Genomic DNA, 19,052 nt, shown 5'->3' with positions numbered 1-19,052 from the left:
TCTAATGTATAGGCATCTGCTATATATTAGAGATAAGAGTGACATAAAATAAGGGACAGTATGACTCAAGATTCACAAAACAAGAGTGATCCTAGTTTAGTGCCTATAGGTGTAACTATTGGGCTAGCCATATTTGCATTTGTGTTAAGCGTTGCTGGGTATGGCTTTCGATTGATAGCTGGAGAGCCAGTCAGTGATGTCCTATTGCATGCCGCTGTTCTGGTTCCTGCTTTTGTTATTGTCTATCCACTATTATTTTGGTTGGGGGCACTTATCATGAATAAAGCGAAAGGTACTGATATAAAAAAGCGCAACGCTTGGACATTAGGCTGGTTGCTTTCATGTGTTACTATGCTGTGGTTAATGGGTGTGTATAGCTGATGTTTTAATTGGTTTTAGTGTTATTAACCCCCACTTGTTTAATGATAGTCGCCGGTTTAAAGAAATCAACATGCCAATTTAGTCCTTAACGTTTTCCTATCATTAAACTTATTATAAAGTCTCTCACTTTTATTAAGGATTTAGCCTTGTCATTGTTTGATCCAAATTCTTTTTATTACCCTTATCCTAAAACCATACCAAAGGGTTTAATTAGGTCACTTGTTATTGCCTGCTTATTGTTCGGTTTGGCTGGGCTCAGTAAAGGGTCGGGCTGGCAAGGTTGGTTATACGTTTTTGAAAACTGGTTAGTAATGTTGATTGTTTTTCCAACGGCCACTGCGACCGTTGCATTACCATTTAAGTATCGTGACCCAACTTTTGAGCTAAAAAACGCCTATTATTTAGGTATGTTTGTGGCATTATTGTTTATGTTAGCCAAAATGCGTTATTGGCGTTAACTCACAAAATCCTCTGGTTAATTACCATACCTTGGTTTTGTTTTGCAGGCTGCTTTGAGTTTATAGGGCTGCCAATTTATACGATGACTAAATCGGTTTAGGGTACTTTTAAGTAAGCGGATACTCATCCTTCTTTGGATTTTAGGCAATAAACGCTAAGTTAAAGGTTCTATAATGAGTTAAAGGATTTCTGCAAGCTTACTTGAGAAGTTATGTTAAAACTCAGCGTCATGATTTATATTGAATAGCTTATTAAAAGATAACCCTTGAAATTCAGCGTAAAAGCATCCATTGTATACATTATAAGACATTGCTAGATAAGGTGGTTAAGCATGGTGTACGATTCTGAAAAAGACAACTATAAGCAAGACACTATAGAGGCAGACTCTGAGTCTAAAGAGACTAGATCTCGTAAAGGCTTTGCGCAAGAGACCGTGCTAGAGCTGGCTGAAAATGATAAAGGGCAGATTGTTCTTAGAGATACGAGTGATTCTGAAGATCCATTAGTGACCATTGATTTTTCTTCAAAGGTTCAAGATGTATTGGGAAGTGATATCCAATTTATTGGTCATCAAATGGTACATGCGGCTATTCAAGCCGTTATGCAAAAGCAATTCAGTCAATGGCACGCTAATGTGTATGACGAGCAGCCTGAACACTTTAGTTAAGTTGGGGCTATTAGATTAGGCTCAATTGCCTTTGATTTTAGCGCCTCTTAGTTTAAGAGATTTGTGACATTAGTGAGTGCGTTGTTTGTTAATCATTATTCTATTATCTCTAGTCATACAATCTCTGTAGTCATACACTCCAAGCATAAAAAAAGGGTTTATCTTACGTGATAAACCCTTTTTTATAAGAAAGCAAAAACTTACTTAATTTTGGCTTCTTTGAATACAACATGCTTACGTACTTTAGGATCAAACTTTTTGATCTCCATTTTACCTGGCATAGTACGTTTGTTTTTAGTTGTGGTATAAAAATACCCAGTACCTGCAGTAGATACTAATTTAATCTTGTCTCTCATGATGATTTCCTATTTAAGTTTTAAAGTCAGAGGCGGGAAGTATAGATAGACTATACTTTTTGACCTGCTGCGCGCATATCAGCTAGCACTTTGTCGATACCATGCTTATCGATAATACGCATACCTTTAGTAGAAACACGAAGACGAACAAAACGGTTTTCAGACTCTACCCAAAAACGATGGTTATGTAGATTTGGTAAAAAGCGACGACGGGTCTTGTTATTCGCGTGCGAAACGTTGTTACCCACCGCAGGGCGCTTTCCTGTCACTTGGCATACTCGAGACATGACGGACTCCTAATAAAGTTGTAAGACACATAAGGTGACGTGTCAAGCACGGTCACGCTATAAATGCAGTCTTACTCTATTTAAATAACAAATCACAATGAGGCTATGGACACAGAGGACTGAAACTTAAATAAAATGTTAACAGAAAGTTTGCGGTCGTACCCTTTAATCGCCACAACGAAAAGTGGGTGACCTGCTAAAAAATTTAAGGGCGTATTTATACCACGTTATTTAAAATTTTTCAACCGAGTTGGTTATTTATTATCCCATATTTTATAAATAAATGTATGGCAGAAATAGTTGGCTGCAAGGTGTCCCTGTATTTCATATTTATTCTTTGGTTTTATGGAAAGATTAGCATAAATAGTCAATTCGAAAGCCAATTAGGTTGTAAGTGACAAATAAAAACAGTAAAGTTACATTCATTAAATAATTGAGTATTCAGTAATAGAGCACGAAAGAAATGAGTAAGTCATTTACAATGCTCTTCTCGATTATTGCCATCATATTAAAAATATTTTGAATCATACGGATTTTAAATCTAAGAGGCTTGTTATGCTAGTTAACCCTTTGTTGAATACGCGCAAGGTTATTAAAATTTCTGCACTATCAATGGTGCTTGCCCTCACAGCCTGCGGAGGTGGTGGTAATGGCAATACAGTTGATACAATCAAGCCTATCCCTGATAGGAATCCAGATTCAAATGACAAAGATTCTGATAAGGACGCACTAAATAGTATTGTGATCAGTGAAATCAGGGTTTACGATGCTAATAATAATGCGACTAGAACCATTACTAGCCAAGGGGCGATGGCAAAAGTGAGTGTTACCGATGAACAAGGCAATGGTATTACTAGTGCCTTAGTCACTTTTGAGGGGTTAGGGGTGGTATTTGGTACCTCTAATGGTGCAGTGCTGACCAATACGGATGGAGAGGCCACGATTTCAGTAAGACCTAAAGACCCAAGTGATACGGGTAGTTATCAACTGACTGCAACGGCTATTGTTAAAGATAATATTGTCAAATCTGATGCTTATAACGTTGCTATTCAGCCCGCCAATATTATTATTAATGATTTTAAAGCGGAAAAGCCTATTATTGAGTCAGGCGAGACAACAAACCTGACACTGGTTACGGTAGACGCGAATAGTAATTTTAAGCAAAATAATACCACGGTAAACTTTGCCACTACTTGTGGTACGTTTAGCGACTCATCTGTTGCCTCCACAAATCAAGGAAATATTACGACCACCTATAAGGCTATCGGAGAAGATGGTATTTTATGTGAGGGCATTCAAACCATTACAGCAACACCAATCAATAACACCTCTGCTACCAAGACTGTAACCGTCACTATTGGACGTGTGGAAGCAAACGCTTTGCTTTACACCTCCAATGAGGACATCAAGTTAGGCACCGTTAATAGTGGCACCTCAATGGCGAGTATGCTCGAATTTACCGTTTATGCCAATGGTGTGCCTGCGGCTAATAAAGATGTGATTATTAGTAAAGTGCAAGCGCCAGCAGATTTTAGTTTCTACAAGCGTCGAAACCATATGCCGCAAACCGTTAAAAGTAATTCTGAGGGTAAGGTAGTCATGCCGATTTATCCGGGTGCATTGCCTGGGCCTGTAGAGCTTAAAGCAACACTTAAGTCTAATCCAAATATCTTTGCACTGTCCAAAAATGTTTCGGTAGCCACGGGTCGACCTGTACAAGATGGTATCAGTTTATCGTTTACTAAAAATGTTTTAGCAAAGGGTGTTGATGGAGATACCGCTAATGTTACCGTTCGTTTGGTAGATCGAGTTGGCAATCCTGTGCCAGATGGTACGGTGGTTAGCTTTGTGAGTGAGGGCGGCAGTATAGATCCGAACTGTAACACGACAAACGGCGCATGTTCAGTTGAATTCAGAACTCAAAATCCGCGACCTCTGGATAGTCGAGTGACAATTCTTGCTTATGTGGAAGGCGAAAAAAGCTATATAGATATTGATGGTAATAATATGTACACCCCAGGTACAGACAAATTCTCTGTTAATATTGGTAGCTTTTTTAGAGATGATAACGAAAATAACAAATATGATGCTGATAAGGGCGAGTTTATCTATCGCCGCGGTCAGTCAACACAAGCCTGTGGCTCTTCACTCTTTACATACCCTAATATTAGCAACACTTGTAGTAATGAGTTAGAGGCCACATTACGTTATCAAGCCGTTTTAGGTCTTGCTGATGATAAACCTATATTTGAAGGTATCTCTAATTATGTTCGGGCAAATATAATTGGCACTGATCAATCAACGCCAAAACAACTACATTTTAATATGTATGGTAATTCTGCTAAAACTGTGAGCATGCCTTCAGGTACTAGCATAGCGGTTAATACGACAGATAAAACAGAGGATAACGACGCTACCTGTGAGGCAGAATTAGTTGAGGGTTATTTGACGGTTCCTAACAACGTGAATTTAGGCAGAGGTCAGGTGCTAAATTCTGAAGTTAAATATACGATTACTTACAACAACTGTGCTCCCAATGATTACATGGATATCATAGTAAATACACCAGCTCCAAGCTCAACTAAGTCGACAAAACGAGTCTACTTTAATAAGGGGTAGAGGCTAACATAAAACCCCTAAGTGACTTACTTAGGGGTTTTATAAAGTGATGGATTTAGGTAAAGATATCACGTATGAAGTTAGCGATACATTTAAGATAGCGAGCAAAATAGCTTGTAAGCCGTTAATTGATAGCATGTCAAATGCTATTTATAATGTATGCGCTATGTTTAGCCCAAGTGCTATAAGGTTTAACCTAAGTGCTATAAGCTATAAAGAAGCATCTGCACATTAACCAAGCCCATTAAAGGCCATGCCATTGTTCACAATATAGTCATGGCTAAATGACAAAGGTTTCTTGGTCACAATACTACTTCCAAAACAAACTTACTACCAACAAAGCCTATGGCCAGTAGTACAAAAGCGAGAATAGTCATGTTAGCCGCTCGACGGCCTCGCCAGCCTGATTGCCAATGCCCAATTAATAACCCACCAAATAATAACCAAGAAATCACACTGAGCACGGTTTTGTGGGCAATATGCTGTGCCATTAAATCATTAACATACACAAAGCCAATAGCCAGTGCTAGGGTAAGCAGAACAAATCCAGCTAAAATCATGTCGAACAATACAGATTCCATGCTTTGTAAGGGCGGTAACTTATTAACCCAATATCGATGTACGGTTTTATGTTTTAGATCTCGTATTTGAAACCGCATGATCAGTGCTTGAAAGGCCGCCATAAGTAAAACACAATAGGCTGCTATAGATAATAATATATGCGCCTCTAAGCCAGCGCTAATATCGCTTAATGGACTATAGGGGGCAGTACCAAAGTAGCCTAGACTTAAACCAATAATAGCGGTAGGTACCGCTAATACACCTAAGCTTAGGATTGGACGATATAAGCAAAATAGCAGATAGAATAAGAGAAAAAAGCAGCTGGTCAAACTCAAGATATTAAATAAGTTGAAGTTTAATCCATAAATGGTAGCAATATGAGGGTATAAGACTACCGAGTGAGCCACTAAGCCCACCGTAAGCATAGCTAAAGTAAACCCCTTAGCAATAGGCTTGGTACGTACAAGTGCCCAATATAAGTGTAGGCTAACAATAAGGTATGCAATAAGTGCAATAATATAGGCAAGCAACACGAATTTTTCCTAAACTCTCTGGTGTCTTAGCTGATTAAATCAGCATGTCAATTTAATAGAAATGCGATGTACAATATTAAGGATATTAATTGGGTTTATAAGCAGACCTTGATATTGTGTATAATGGTTAACTTATCATTTATCTAGCGACTAGATAACATTGTGTGACATTAATGTATGATAGTAAACAAATAACGTTATCAGTGATTCGTCAATCATTATACAAGCTTACTCATCAGTGGCTTTATACATGCCATTTTATAGAAGCGAACAGATACTAACCGTTTCTAAATAAACAATGGATAAAGTTACTATAATAAATAGTTATTATAGAAAAGTACTATAGAAAAAAGTTACTCTAATCTAATAACTATGCTTTTTTAATAACTATGCTCTAATTTAGCATAGAATGATACGTATTTGCGATAACTGTTAAGCAAAACTGTGCTTTTAGCTTATTTGATTTGTTTCTTAGCCTATTCCTATACGGCTAACAGTAGCAAACCATTAGGTTTGTACAATAATCTGAATATTTAACCATAGCACTCTATCAGGTTGCTCAAGCTATCTGGTTACCCTAGAAAATAACTTACGATTTTTCGAGACAGCATTATGTTTGATACTTTAACCGAACGATTATCGACCAGTCTGCGTAAACTATCAGGCTCAGGTCAGCTCACTGAAGACAATATCAAAGATACCCTGCGTGAAGTTCGCATGGCGTTATTGGAAGCTGATGTTGCCCTGCCTATCGCTCGTGATTTTGTGAAACGGGTAAAAGAACAAGCCTTAGGTCAGGAGGTTTTAAAAGAACTGGCCCCTGGTCAGGCTTTTGTTAAGATTGTTTATGACGAATTAACGGAAATGATGGGCAGTGCCAACCAACAGCTAGAGATGACTGGTAAGCCGCCAGTGGTTTATTTACTAGCTGGTCTGCAAGGGGCGGGTAAAACCACGACGGCTGGTAAACTGGCTAAATATTTACAAGAGCGCCAAAAGAAAAAGGTCATGCTGGTGTCTGCTGACGTTTATCGTCCAGCAGCGATTAAGCAGCTTGAGCAAGTAGCGGGTCAGGTTAATGCTAAGTTTGTTAACTCAAGCACAGATGAAAACCCGATTGATATTGCCAAGCGAGCAATAGAAGAGGCGAAACTACAATATCAAGACATTCTTATCATCGATACCGCAGGTCGCTTGCACATTGATGAGATGATGATGGATGAGATCAAAGCCTTAACGGCGGCGGCTAACCCATCAGAAACTTTATTTGTCGTTGACTCCATGACGGGTCAAGATGCGGCCAATACGGCAAAAGCCTTTAATGATGCGCTACCATTAACGGGTGTTATTTTAACCAAAACCGATGGTGATGCCCGAGGTGGTGCGGCGCTATCTGTACGTGCGATTACTGGTAAACCCATTAAGTTCTTGGGCCGAGGTGAGCAGCTAGATGCGTTAGAGGCGTTCCACCCAGAGCGTGTTGCCCAACGTATCTTGGGTATGGGCGATGTCCTTAGCTTGGTGGAAGAGGTCGAACAAAAGATCGACCGTGAAAAAGCCGAAAAGATGGCTAAAAAGATGCAGAAAGGCGGGGACTTTGACCTCGAAGATTTATTAACACAGTTCCAACAAATGAAAAGCATGGGTGGTATGGCAGGCTTTTTAGACAAAATGCCGGGCATGGGCGGTGGCGATATGCAAAAAGCATTAGAAGAAGCCAAGCCAGAAGAAAAAGTGCGTGAAATGGAAGCGCTTATCAACTCCATGACCCCATTCGAGCGTAAAAACCCAGATAAAATTAACCCAAGCCGTAAACGCCGTATCGCAGCGGGTTCTGGCAAGCAAATCCAAGACATCAACCGTTTGCTTAAACAGCATAAGCAAATGGCTAAAATGATGAAGATGATCTCAAAGCCAGAAGGACTTGGTAAGATGATGAAAGCCATGCAGGGCTTAACGGGCATGGGCGGTGGCGCGTCTGGCGGTGGTGGTCCGTTATTTGGTGGCGGTGCGGGTAAATCAGCTGGAAAGCAAGCTATGGGTGGTATGCCACCATTTGGCCTAGACCCTAACAGCATGCCAAGCAAAGAAGATATGGAAAAGCAGTTACAAGACGTTCAAAAGAACTTGCCACCAGAGTTTAAAAGGCGTTTCTAAGTTTATAGACTATTTTCAACCTAAGGCTGAGTCGTTTGACTTGGCCTTTTTGTTGATGCTTAAGATAAGGTTGCCTCTATGGCGCATAAGAAAAAGAACGTCCGTAAAAAAGAATGCCCTGTCTGCCAGCGAGAATTCAGTTGGAGTAAAAAGCTGGATAAAAACTGGAACAGTATGGTGTATTGCTCGGATAGATGCCGACGGATAAAAACTTATGAGGGCGTTGAGAAGCCAGAGTAAGGGGGTTGTAGACGAATACACTTAAAAGCAGTTGCCGCAAAATATGCGGCAACTTAAACGCTCAATAACCTTTAAATACTAGGGCGTGTCCTCAATTCGCACAATTACATTTAAATAGGCTAAAAATAGCCTCCGCCAGTTCCACATTTGAATGTTCAACAGACCCTAGTAAATATCTCGATATTAACGGCATCATTTTCCTTGTCTGACTGCGATTTATCTTATTTTTATCTCCACTTTCAAAATGAGGACACGCCCTAGCCAATCACTCCTTGCCTCTATCTTTTCGCACAAAGAAGTTCGCCACCAGCGCACCACTAAAGCTATGCCAGACACTAAGTTCACTTTCAAAGGTAAGAGCGGTAATCGAGTGGGGTGGGACTATTTAGAGCAAAATATCGCAAATTCTAATTTAAAAGATTTGTCGTCCAAAATGCCACTGTTTATGGCTTGAGAACCCATTATTTAATAACAGTCTTCGCCAGTGAGGTATTTTAATATTCAACAGACCTTATTAAACTATGACTGTAAAGTCATGAAAATATGGCATAAATGTCTACAAAAAATTGAAAGTTTAACTTTATAGACGTATGGTATTTTGTATTGCTAAACGAATTAGCAATACTTCTTTATGCTTATGGCTAGTATTAAGTCATTTGGATAGCCATAGTCAAGGATGACTGATCTTAATTATTACAAGGATGTTGCTATGAAAGGCAAGAACTCTCTCGACCTGGCGTTATCGCTGAAAAAGCTATTACCTACCCTTAGTGCCCTTAGCACTGGCCTCGTGTTAATGACCGTGCAAACAAGCTCTGCTCAAGCTGCTGGTCATTATTATAACTGTGCAAATGCCACAGGCTGTCAATTGGTCAGCACCAAATATTTGACATCTAAGCATACAGAAACAAAATACCCAATTGTCATGGCTCACGGCTTAGGCGGTTGGACTAAATTGTTTGGGACTATCGATTATTTTTATGGTATTCCGCAAACCTTGATGCGTGGTGGCTCAGAGGTTTACGCCACCAAGACCTCATCGCTTAATGCCAGCGAAGTGCGTGGCGAGCAGCTGTTACAGCAAGTAAAAACCATCTCCGCCATTACCGGAAGCCCAAAGGTAAACCTATTTGGCCATAGCCATGGCGGTCATGATATTCGCTATGTTGCTGCTGTGGAACCCAATTACGTGGCTTCTGTGACGGCAGTTGCCAGCCCACAGCAAGGCTCAGCAATGGCTGACTGGGTCATTGATCAGATAGTTAATGGCAGTTCAGAAGATGGTTTCCCTGAAGGCGAGTTTAACCCAGCATCTGAGGCAGTCATAGGCTTTTTTAACTTTGTTGGGGGCTTTATGGATGTCGGCTCTGGTATCCCACTTGACCAATTGCAGGATCAAGATGGTTGGGCAGCAGTGCAGTCATTTTCAGCTGAAAACATGAAAACCTTTAATGCAAAATACCCCGCTGCTTTGCCTGCCAGCTACTGTGGTCAGCCAGTCGATACGCGCGTGGATGGCATTGATTATTATTCGTTTAGTGGTGTGGGTCAGATCACTAATATCACTGACGTTACCGATTATGTGTTTGCAGCTTCGGCCTTAACTTTTGAAGGTAATCCTAACGATGGCCTAGTTTCTGCTTGTTCTAGTCGTCTGGGTCACGTTATCAGAGATGACTATAAAATGAATCACTTAGACATTGTCAATCAACTGTTTGGCATGGTGGCTTGGGGTCATACCAATCCTAAGACAGTATATCGTACTCATGTTAACCGTCTTAAAAACTCACAGCTGTAAACTAACAGCTGGACAACTATATTAGACCTAGCAACTATCTTAGATCTAACAACTGGCTTAGACCTAACTAGCTAAGTAGCCAGACTAAAAATAGTTAGACTGAATACAGGGTCAACATTGTTGGCCCTATTTATATTTATGTTACGTTTATGAGTACCGTATGTCACTACTGATCTTAGTTTGGCCTCTTTTTTATTGACTACCACTACGTCGCATTTTACCACTATCCTATTGCATTTTATTACCCTATTGTTTTTCATTATTCTATGGTGACTCGCCATTCTATGGTTTATCACTATACTCTCGAAACCGATTAATTTAATAAGCTATTGCCATGTCAAATACTCGTCGTATACCCTATTTTCAAATCATTATTATTGTCCTCATCATTGTTTTTACCGTGGTACTCATTGCATGGTTTAAACCCAAACAAAACGCCATTGATTCTTCACAAGTGAGCTCTTTAAGCCCCCAAAATGACCCGGATATGACCGCGGTAGATGACTTAGATACCCATAATAGTCAAGATGCATCTACCTTTGCTCAGAGTAGTACGGATATGGTCACAGGCCTTGAAAACTTGCCACGCTCGCTACAAGGGACCGATGTCGATGGCGAAATCATCATAGACCAAAACAAACAATTAGTCGTTACCGAGGGCTTGCGTCGCTTGTTCGACTATTTCTTATCTGCCACGGGCGAAGAGGACGACGCAGTCATCGTTGCCCGAGTAGAAACGTATATCCGTAGTCATACGCCAGAGCCTGCCGCCAGCCAAGCCATTACCATATTTCATCAATATGTTGCTTATCTTAAAGCGATACCTGAGTTAGAAAAGCAATATGGACATTTACAATTGCAGGCGACCCAAAGTGGCAAACTGGATCTCAATGCAGTGGCTCAGAAAAAGCGAGATGTAACCACGCTCCGTCAGCAGTTCTTTGATAAACCAACCATTGACGCTTTCTTTAGTGTTGACGATGAGTATGATGAGTATAGTATGTCGCTCATTAGGATTGAGCAAAACACACAAATGACTGACGCGCAAAAAGAAGCGGCCAAGCAGGACTATATTAGCCGTATGCCAGACAATGAAATCAAAGCAAATATCCAACAGCAATCCAACTTAAATGAGCTGATTACCCGTACCGAGCAAATGCAAGCTGAAGGTGCCAGCGCTGAGGCACTCTTTAATATGCGTAAAGCATTGGTGGGTGCGCCAGCAGCGAAAAGATTGGCCAATTTGGATGCAGAAAACGCCAACTTTGATAACCGCTTTCAGCAATATCAAACCCAAAAACAGCGTCTGCTCAGTGAAAATACCGATCAAGCACAAGTAAAGATGCAGATAGAGCAACTCGAAAAACAATTATTTAATGACACCGAGCGCAAACGCCTCACAGGATATGCAGCCTTGCAACAACAAAAAGCCGGTAATGACAAATAAGCCTGTGTCAGTTTTGGTACTAAAGTTTTGCACTGTACTGGCTTAAGCCTTTTTCATTGCTTTCTGATGTAGCTATTTCCCGCTTGTATGTTAAAAAAACCATAGATAAGAGTTAACCATAGCTATGGTAGCAGGTAGAGTGAGCTAGTGATCCCGCTATAGCCAAAGAGCTCGACGCAAAGATAAAGCCCTCTACCTGTATTTCTTTAGATTGAATGGTATCAAAGTGCCTTAGAAATTAAAACTAAGAGACACTGTATTCACAAGGGAAATGCAAAGAAATGACCTATCAAGTATACGTTGGAATTGACATATCCAAAGCTAAATTTGACGCAACATGGCTAAACAGAGACGGTAAAAAAGTTAAAAACAAAGCCAACAGTAAAACCTTTACTAATGACGAAAAAGGCTTTGCAATCTTTACCAAATGGCTAGCTAAGCAAAGCACAAACAAGAAACCGGATGAGTGTCTTATCATCATGGAAGCCACAGGCATATACTATGAGAACCTAGCCTATGATCTACATAGTAAAGGCTACACAGTAGCCGTTATTAATCCGGCATATGCCAAACAATTTGCAGGTGCCATCGGCAGTCATCATAAAACCGACAAACAAGACGCGTACGTACTCGTGCAATACGCCTATACAAGGCACCCTAAAGCATGGGAGCCAGAACCTGAGCACGTCAGGAAGCTCAAGTATCTGCTAGACCGTTTAGACACGCTCAAGGCGGATAAAAAGCGAGAAAGCAACCGTTTAGAAAAAGTTGAATCTAGAAAAAGCTATGACAACGATATCGCCCAATCTATACAACAAGTGATAGACACTTATAACGAACAAATAGAGATCATCCAAGCCAAAATAGATAAACACATAGATAATCATCCTGACTTAAAGTCAGGCTATGACAACCTAGTTAGCATTCCAAGCATAGGTAAGACAGTCGCACCGAATGTATTGTCGTTACTCCTATCTAAAGACTTTAAGGATGCTTCACAATGTGCCTCATTTGTTGGATTAACCCCTATACATATACAGTCAGGAATATTTAAAGGAAGAAGCCGTATTAGTAAAAAAGGGGATGGCAACCTACGATCGAAGTTGTTTATGTGTGCTTTATCTGCAATTAGTTGCAATCCTGATGTTAAGCAACTATACGAGCGACTGCTGAAGAGAGGAAAATGCAAAAAAGTGGCTTTGATAGCAGGTATGAGAAAGTTATTACAGATTTGCTATGGTGTGATAAAGCACCAAAGCAAATACAAACCTCAAGTTGCTATTTAATAGTAATTTGAGTTGACATATAAGATGGTATCTTTACGCTACTATCTGCTTATCTAGGCGACGCACTGGCTGAGGGTTCGTATTGTCTCTTGCTTCGCGTAGCCAATCCAAACCCTGCCATTGCAGCTCGCCTAGACAAGCAGTATATCCGCTGCAATCGGGGCTAAACCGCACCCCAAGGCAAAGTTTGCGTTTTTTTAGAGTTTATCTGTAGGGTGCGCCTTGCGCATCAATTAATGCTAAGTTTAATGGATTATTTACATTACAACCCTGTCAAACAGGGGTTAGTAGACAACGTTGCAGCTTGGCAGTCTTCAAGTTTTCATAGAGTTGTAAAAGAGGGTAGTTATTCAGCGGATTGGGGAGGTAGTTAGGTTGATTCCCTTGATGGTTTTGCCTTAAATCTGGAATAGGCTGTGGTAGGGTACGTCCTGCGTACTATTTAAATTATGATTGGTGCGCAGGGCGCACCATACTAGGACTTGGATATGTCATCTTACGCTTGCTAATATTAATATTTTATTGAATACTTATAGTAAAAAATTGACTATTAAATTTAATTAAAGGAGTTAATGTGAAAAATCCACTTGCAGTAACTCAAAGAGAAACCTCTGGATCTACTACATTAACTAAGTATTTTTATCAGTATCACTGGGCATTAGCAGAATTACTTGAGAAACATAGAAATAGGGAAGACTATATAATTTTTATTGAGGTACATGAAGACGTAGTATTTTCAAACTCCCTTATGAATGATGGTAATTTTGACTTCTATCAAATAAAAGATACTACACGTAAGACACTAGAATCTATAATGAAACCCCCTGATAAGAAAAAGACATTCAAAGATTCAATAATAGGAAAATGTATATCGTCAGTACATAACAAGCCATATAAAGAACAAGTAAGAAGTATAAACCTAGTTATTTCTCAGGGCTTTAGTCTTAAGAAGCACTTGTCCAATGACATGAACCTTGAAGAAATTAGAACTACAGACCTTAAAGAAACATCGTTAATAATGCTAAAAAATGCCATTACTTCAGAGTTCGGCGATGAGGTCAATATTGATAAACTAAAACTTCTAAGTTCAAATCTTTATTCTGACCACATATCTATGGAACAAAGTGTAATTGGACGGATAGCTCAAGTTTCCTCAGATATTTTTAATGGTAAACCTAGTAATGCTAATGACTCCTATACTGTTTTGATAGATACACTACAAAGGAAAGGAACTAATAATTATGATTACCAAGATTGGGATAGCTTTGTATCAAATAAGGGTTTAACTTGTAAGCAGGTTGAAGCCGTACTTAAAAAAAATACATCTACTGGTTTTGAAAACATTAAAGATGCTTTTGATGATATTGCATTAGACTTAGGTATTAAAAGTTATGAAAAAGCTTCTTTAAAAAGAAAATTAGAGAATTTTCATTCACATGTTGTTTTTAAAAAAGCTCGGCATTTACTTAACGCTATAGACAAGATAGAAAGCTACTTGGTTGAGAATAATTTTGAACTCAAAAATATTTCATCTTCGACAATTCCCTCAATTATAGAAAGTATAGAAATAGATAATGTAGATATGAAAGTTGCTTCAATTTACTGCATCGTACAAAGAGTGATCAACTATGAATAGCACACGTAACTACAAATTATTAATTAGAAATCTAAGACTGGGTAAATATGAAGAGATTAAAGTTCCAGCAAATCATATTGCTGTCCAAAAAGAAAGGATTATCCAATCTATTCAAGTTCGGTTTGCAAAAAAACCTCATAACCGCTAACAGTAATAGCCAAGGTAAATCTACCTTAGTTAAAGTTCTATTATGGACATTTGGTTGCGAACCTTTATTAGATGAAGAGTGGACTGCACTAGGATGTGTCAGCCTTGTTAATTTTACGATTGGTGGTGTTGAACATCAAATATTAAGGGATGGTAGTAATATTTTCTACAAAGGTGGAGGAGTTATAAGAAGATTTCACAAAATAACAGGTGAATACTCAGATTTTTTCGCTTCGTTAGTTAACTTTAAAGCTCTACTACCTGCAAGAAAATCTGACATCAATGAGCCTATAAATCTTCAGACTCCACCCCCATCTTATTACTTTTTACCGTACTATATTGATCAAGACAAGGGTTGGAATGATACTTGGGAAGACTTTGAAAATTTAAAGCAATACAAGGACTGGAAAAGAACTATAGTACAAGCACACACGGGTTATCTTACCAGTGAGTATTTTGAGCTCTCAAAAGAAATTGCTATCACAAAAGATGAGGAGCAGGTTGCTACAAGAAAGTTAGATGAAATAAATACTACACTATCCACCATAAATGAATATTTGCCATTCCATAACTTAACTATTGAACCAAGTGAGTTTAAAAAAATTGAAGAGGAGGTTAGAGTCGAATTAAATGACCTATTGAGAAAACAAGAAGGATTATTATTGAAACTCTCTTCGTTACAGTCAGACCATCATTACTTAAATTCACAATATGAAATTGCTTTCAAAGCTAGTTCCGAAATTGAAGCTGATTATATTTTTGCAACTGAATATATAGAAGATAGATTTGAATGTCCAACTTGTGGAATCATACATGATAACTCTATATTGAATAGAGCATCTATACTAGAAGATAAATCTTTAGCCGAAAAACACGCTAATGAATTAGAAAAACAAATCATATTTATAAAGGAAGAGATAAAAGTAGCCCAAGGACAGTTAAATGAAATGGAGCAATTAATTAATGAAATCAATCAAAAGTACAAAATTAAGATTGGTAATGATGATAGCGAACTCTCAGACTATTTCGATGGATTAGCATCTTACTCAATTCAATCTAAAGTTACGAATGTTCTAAATATAAAGAAATCTGAAGTAAAAGAAAAGCAAGATAAACATAAAGAGCTTAATAAAGAACAAAAGAAGCTAGCTAAAAAGAATAAAAAAGATTTAGATGAACAATTTCAAAAAGAGTTATATGACATTAAGATTAAACTAAAAGTTAACGAGTTAGAAACATCTAAAATAAAAACTCCAACTGATTATAATAAAGTTAAAGGGAGCTCAGGCGGTTCAGCTGATAGAAAAAGGGTTTTTTTAGCTTACAACATCGCTATATATAATTTGATAAACTTTGCCGATATTGAAGTTATAGCTCCTATGATTATTGACACGCCTAACCAACAAGAACAAGCAGAAACAAATTACCAATCTATACTTAACTACTTCTACAATGATATACCACAAGATGCTCAATTATTTATTTGTGCCATGCCTAATAATATACTTGAAGAATATAAGCAAAAAGCAGAAGTAATAAATCTTGATAGGCATCAATTGCTTTCATCTACTAATTTCATCGAACATGAGAGAATTGTTAATAGTTTCTATGAATTGTTTGAAGACTATATCTAAATATATCCTGAGCTAATCTTTTATTTGTTAAGTAGGGTGCGTCCCGCGCACCTCTACCTTAAAGAATTTAGTATACTCATTTAAATTTAATTGGTGCACACGGCACACTCTATGGTTAGTATAAATTTAACGTTATAAGTAAACTTCACATCGGAGAAGCGGTTAAGTCTAGATAGAAGAAGTTATTCTGTCGACTTAGACCAGTTGCGATGGCTTTTTTTAAAGAGTAGAACTTACCATTTTAAAATCATAATCAGGTTCATAAAACTGCGCTGGCATTGGCGTAAAAAGACTGCGGACAATCTCTTGACCGTATTTAACTTCCAATTGTTCCCAAATATCCGAGGTGAGCGCATAGAAACATCGGTCGCTTTGCTCTTTGGATGCAATCTCTAAGCGTAACTCAATATCCCCTGACAGTAATTTACCCATCATAAAAATTTCAAACTCATCGCTAAGTAAAGTAGGGGTCTCTTTCCAAGACAAAACCTTATCTTTATAGCTTAGAGTATAAGTACATACCTCAGTCCCCGACATATCGCTACAGTCAATTTGTTGTTTTACTTTTGGTAGATTAAAATAGGGAGCAACATGTTGGTTGAATTGATGAGTAGGAGCAGCAAACTCCGTGCTTATTAAAAAGAAGGACACCTGCAAAAGCTCGTAGCGCATGTCATATTCTTGACCACCTATATTATTTACTACCGCCTCTAAATAATTATCAAATACTTCAAAGGCATCTTCGATTTTCATCATTCTTTTTTGTCGCCATTTACTTAGCCATGTCTTTAACATAGTACAACCTTTTTTAACCAGATTACATTTAGAGTAACTCATGGCTGAAGAGGTTTGCAAAGCTTTATGACGCAAGTTACGCTTAGCTCTATTAATCTATTAAAGTGTCATCAAACCATCTATCGCTAGGAAAAAGATATATGAGCAGACACACGATACATTCGAGCTATCGAGAAAAATTAATAGAGCACCTATTTATTAGTGAGATGCTCAAAATATCTTGGAAAAGAGGGGACTGTCAATTAGAGGTTTTGAAGGCTGAGGTTGACAATTCTGGCTATGATATAGTGCTTGAGAATAATAACATCCTTCGCCATATTCAACTAAAAGCATCAAAACTGGGTGGCAAAACCTCTAATCAAAAAGTGCATATCAATCTAGCGTCTAAGCCTTCGGGATGTGTTATTTGGGTAGTGTTCGATGAGGACTCATTAGAGTTATGCTCATTTTATTATTATGGGGGTAAAGCAGGAGAGCCATTAACAAGTCTAGAGAATGCCAAAGTTGCCAAACACGTAAAAGGTAATGCTAGTGGTATTAAAGCCGAACGCCCTAATATTCGAACGATTAATAAAGGTCAGTTCATGAAATTCGATGATATCGAAGCATTATATCAGGTATTGTTTTATCCATAAGGTAAAATCTACGCTTTAAAGATAGCCAAACTCAAATCACGATAAGTATATGCAAGAACTCGATGTCACCGCTAGCCCTGATAGTAGCGGGTATACTTGGTACAGCACAGGGTTGCGGACGCTTAGGAAGGGGCGTTATCGCTGAGTCAGGAACAACCCTTGCTATTAGCGACCGCCCCTGTGCAAGCCAAGATACAAGCGGATAGCAGGATCAGCTACAAGTTCGGATTTAACCACTTTTATGCGACTTTCATACCCTATTATCCCTGCAAATTAATATTAATAGAGTGTCACAAACCTAATGCGACAACTCCTGTATCACAACTAGACGAATTAAGTCTTAATGAAAGTTTAATGCTATGATGGCATTTTAGCTTGCTATTCATTGGAAAAACTTTCTTGAAACAAACAACAAGCCCAGCCCCAAAACAAACCTGTAAGCCTTGGCAATCTTTTGAGAACCAATTAAACCTGCTTGAGGATAGAGGTTTAATTATTCATGATTTTGAGCGTGCAAAACATTATCTTTCATGCCTTAGTTATTATCGACTTAGTGGATATTGGTATCCTTTTCGAATCCCTATTAGACATAAAGTTAGAAGCGATAAGTTTATATCAGGCACCAGTTTTGATGACATTTTAAACCTATATAAGTTTGATAAAGATCTAAGATTAATCTGTTTAGATGCGTTAGAGCGTATAGAAATGGCTTTGCGAACAGAAGTCGCTCATATCTTAGGGCGGTCACACCCTGAAGCACATTTGCATAAAAAATTTTTGGATGGAGATTTTACGAAAGTGGATATCCATCATAGAAAGTCTAAACACGAAATGTGGTTAAACCGTTATGAGCAACAAATCAGACGTTCAAACAAACAATCACTAATCAAACATCACCTAGATAAATATGATGGGATACCGATTTGGGTCGCTGTTGAAGTGTTAGATTTCGGTTCTATTTCGATGTTATATTCAGGTATGAAATTTAAGCATCGTCAAGACATTGCTAACAATTATGGAGTTAGTGGAGATGTCTTTTCAAGTTGGATGCATGCTTTGAACCTCGTAAGGAATATTTGCGCTCATCATTCGAGATTATGGAATACGAATATATCTAAACCTGCGAAGAATATTCGGAAAGGGGAGTTATGGCAGTCATTAGATAGGCGTAAGATTTTTTTCTATATATGTCTGATGAAACATCTAGTCAGTATTATCAACCCAAGGGCTTCTTGGTATAAGCGGGCAGAAATACATTTACAGAACTTTCCGACACCCCGAAATAATGCTATTTCTATCAAAGATATGGGCTTTGAAGGTTGGGAGTATTGGGATTTCTAAAGGACAATAGAAGACCGCCACATTTCTTATCGAGATAAACTCAATAAGTAGAGGTGGCGGTGCTGTTGAGATC

Annotated in this window: 20 protein-coding genes; 16 read left to right on the top strand and 4 right to left on the bottom strand. The window is 38.5% G+C overall.

What is annotated here, in order from left to right; translation table 11 throughout:
• The first annotated feature begins 60 nt into the window (after window positions 1–60).
• The 3 genes from AC2SLN_RS08095 (at window position 61) to AC2SLN_RS08085 (ending at window position 1,507) form a co-directional block, all read left to right on the top strand.
• Window positions 61–381, top strand: a complete 321-nt coding sequence (locus tag AC2SLN_RS08095; RefSeq protein ID WP_486548313.1) for a hypothetical protein — start codon at window positions 61–63, stop codon at window positions 379–381.
• Window positions 382–527: 146 nt separating this feature from the next.
• A complete protein-coding gene (locus AC2SLN_RS08090; RefSeq protein ID WP_486548314.1) occupies window positions 528–839 on the top strand; it encodes a hypothetical protein in 312 nt (103 codons plus the stop codon).
• Window positions 840–1,171: 332 nt separating this feature from the next.
• Window positions 1,172–1,507 (top strand): hypothetical protein, encoded by a 336-nt coding sequence (locus tag AC2SLN_RS08085; RefSeq protein ID WP_486548315.1) that lies wholly within the window; start codon window positions 1,172–1,174, stop codon window positions 1,505–1,507.
• Window positions 1,508–1,707: 200 nt separating this feature from the next.
• Here AC2SLN_RS08085 and rpmG read toward each other — a convergent pair whose 3' ends face one another.
• Complete coding sequence (gene rpmG, locus AC2SLN_RS08080) at window positions 1,708–1,863, bottom strand: 50S ribosomal protein L33 (RefSeq protein WP_486531367.1); 156 nt, start codon at window positions 1,861–1,863, stop codon at window positions 1,708–1,710.
• A gap of 50 nt (window positions 1,864–1,913) precedes the next feature.
• The gene (gene rpmB / locus AC2SLN_RS08075; protein WP_486531368.1) at window positions 1,914–2,150 is read right to left on the bottom strand and encodes a 50S ribosomal protein L28; all 237 of its coding nucleotides are present in this window, start codon (window positions 2,148–2,150) and stop codon (window positions 1,914–1,916) included.
• Window positions 2,151–2,705: 555 nt separating this feature from the next.
• Here rpmB and AC2SLN_RS08070 point away from each other — a divergent pair.
• Window positions 2,706–4,769 carry an Ig-like domain-containing protein gene (locus AC2SLN_RS08070; RefSeq protein WP_486548316.1) on the top strand — a complete coding sequence of 688 codons (2,064 nt, stop codon included), beginning with the start codon at window positions 2,706–2,708 and terminating at the stop codon, window positions 4,767–4,769.
• Between the two features lie 302 nt (window positions 4,770–5,071).
• Here AC2SLN_RS08070 and AC2SLN_RS08065 read toward each other — a convergent pair whose 3' ends face one another.
• Window positions 5,072–5,863: a cytochrome C assembly family protein gene (locus tag AC2SLN_RS08065; RefSeq protein ID WP_486548317.1), complete on the bottom strand. Its 792-nt coding sequence runs from the start codon at window positions 5,861–5,863 to the stop codon at window positions 5,072–5,074.
• A gap of 612 nt (window positions 5,864–6,475) precedes the next feature.
• Between AC2SLN_RS08065 and ffh the strand changes: the two genes are divergently transcribed.
• The 9 genes from ffh to AC2SLN_RS08020 all read left to right on the top strand — a co-directional run bounded on the left by ffh (window position 6,476) and on the right by AC2SLN_RS08020 (window position 16,208).
• The gene (gene ffh, locus AC2SLN_RS08060) at window positions 6,476–8,020 is read left to right on the top strand and encodes a signal recognition particle protein (RefSeq protein ID WP_486548318.1); all 1,545 of its coding nucleotides are present in this window, start codon (window positions 6,476–6,478) and stop codon (window positions 8,018–8,020) included.
• Window positions 8,021–8,098: 78 nt separating this feature from the next.
• Complete coding sequence (locus AC2SLN_RS08055) at window positions 8,099–8,260, top strand: DUF2256 domain-containing protein (protein ID WP_486548319.1); 162 nt, start codon at window positions 8,099–8,101, stop codon at window positions 8,258–8,260.
• Window positions 8,261–8,504: 244 nt separating this feature from the next.
• Window positions 8,505–8,714 (top strand): hypothetical protein, encoded by a 210-nt coding sequence (locus tag AC2SLN_RS08050; protein ID WP_495057326.1) that lies wholly within the window; start codon window positions 8,505–8,507, stop codon window positions 8,712–8,714.
• 255 nt (window positions 8,715–8,969) lie between these two features.
• Entirely contained in the window at window positions 8,970–10,058 is a 1,089-nt protein-coding gene (locus tag AC2SLN_RS08045) for an esterase/lipase family protein (protein ID WP_486548320.1), read from the top strand.
• A gap of 334 nt (window positions 10,059–10,392) precedes the next feature.
• Window positions 10,393–11,505: a lipase secretion chaperone gene (locus tag AC2SLN_RS08040; protein ID WP_486548321.1), complete on the top strand. Its 1,113-nt coding sequence runs from the start codon at window positions 10,393–10,395 to the stop codon at window positions 11,503–11,505.
• A gap of 281 nt (window positions 11,506–11,786) precedes the next feature.
• A complete protein-coding gene (locus AC2SLN_RS08035; protein WP_495057325.1) occupies window positions 11,787–12,791 on the top strand; it encodes an IS110 family RNA-guided transposase in 1,005 nt (334 codons plus the stop codon).
• A gap of 248 nt (window positions 12,792–13,039) precedes the next feature.
• Window positions 13,040–13,165, top strand: a complete 126-nt coding sequence (locus AC2SLN_RS08030; RefSeq protein ID WP_486550559.1) for a hypothetical protein — start codon at window positions 13,040–13,042, stop codon at window positions 13,163–13,165.
• A gap of 200 nt (window positions 13,166–13,365) precedes the next feature.
• Window positions 13,366–14,427: a dsDNA nuclease domain-containing protein gene (locus AC2SLN_RS08025; protein WP_486550558.1), complete on the top strand. Its 1,062-nt coding sequence runs from the start codon at window positions 13,366–13,368 to the stop codon at window positions 14,425–14,427.
• Between the two features lie 47 nt (window positions 14,428–14,474).
• Window positions 14,475–16,208, top strand: coding sequence for a hypothetical protein (locus tag AC2SLN_RS08020; protein WP_486550557.1), 1,734 nt, complete (start codon window positions 14,475–14,477; stop codon window positions 16,206–16,208).
• A gap of 219 nt (window positions 16,209–16,427) precedes the next feature.
• On the opposite strand, the gene AC2SLN_RS08015 is transcribed toward AC2SLN_RS08020, so the two are convergent.
• Entirely contained in the window at window positions 16,428–17,003 is a 576-nt protein-coding gene (locus AC2SLN_RS08015; RefSeq protein WP_486550555.1) for a hypothetical protein, read from the bottom strand.
• A gap of 140 nt (window positions 17,004–17,143) precedes the next feature.
• Here AC2SLN_RS08015 and AC2SLN_RS08010 point away from each other — a divergent pair, with 140 nt between their 5' ends.
• From AC2SLN_RS08010 to AC2SLN_RS08000, 3 genes are all read left to right on the top strand, one after another.
• Window positions 17,144–17,638 carry a hypothetical protein gene (locus AC2SLN_RS08010; RefSeq protein ID WP_486550553.1) on the top strand — a complete coding sequence of 165 codons (495 nt, stop codon included), beginning with the start codon at window positions 17,144–17,146 and terminating at the stop codon, window positions 17,636–17,638.
• 62 nt (window positions 17,639–17,700) lie between these two features.
• Window positions 17,701–17,844, top strand: a complete 144-nt coding sequence (locus AC2SLN_RS08005) for a hypothetical protein (protein ID WP_486550552.1) — start codon at window positions 17,701–17,703, stop codon at window positions 17,842–17,844.
• Between the two features lie 193 nt (window positions 17,845–18,037).
• Window positions 18,038–18,979, top strand: coding sequence for an Abi family protein (locus AC2SLN_RS08000; protein ID WP_486550550.1), 942 nt, complete (start codon window positions 18,038–18,040; stop codon window positions 18,977–18,979).
• The last annotated feature ends 73 nt before the right edge of the window (window positions 18,980–19,052 follow it).

Source organism: Psychrobacter sp. CX90, from assembly GCF_057396305.2.
This window is presented reverse-complemented; position numbering and strand designations above follow the sequence as displayed.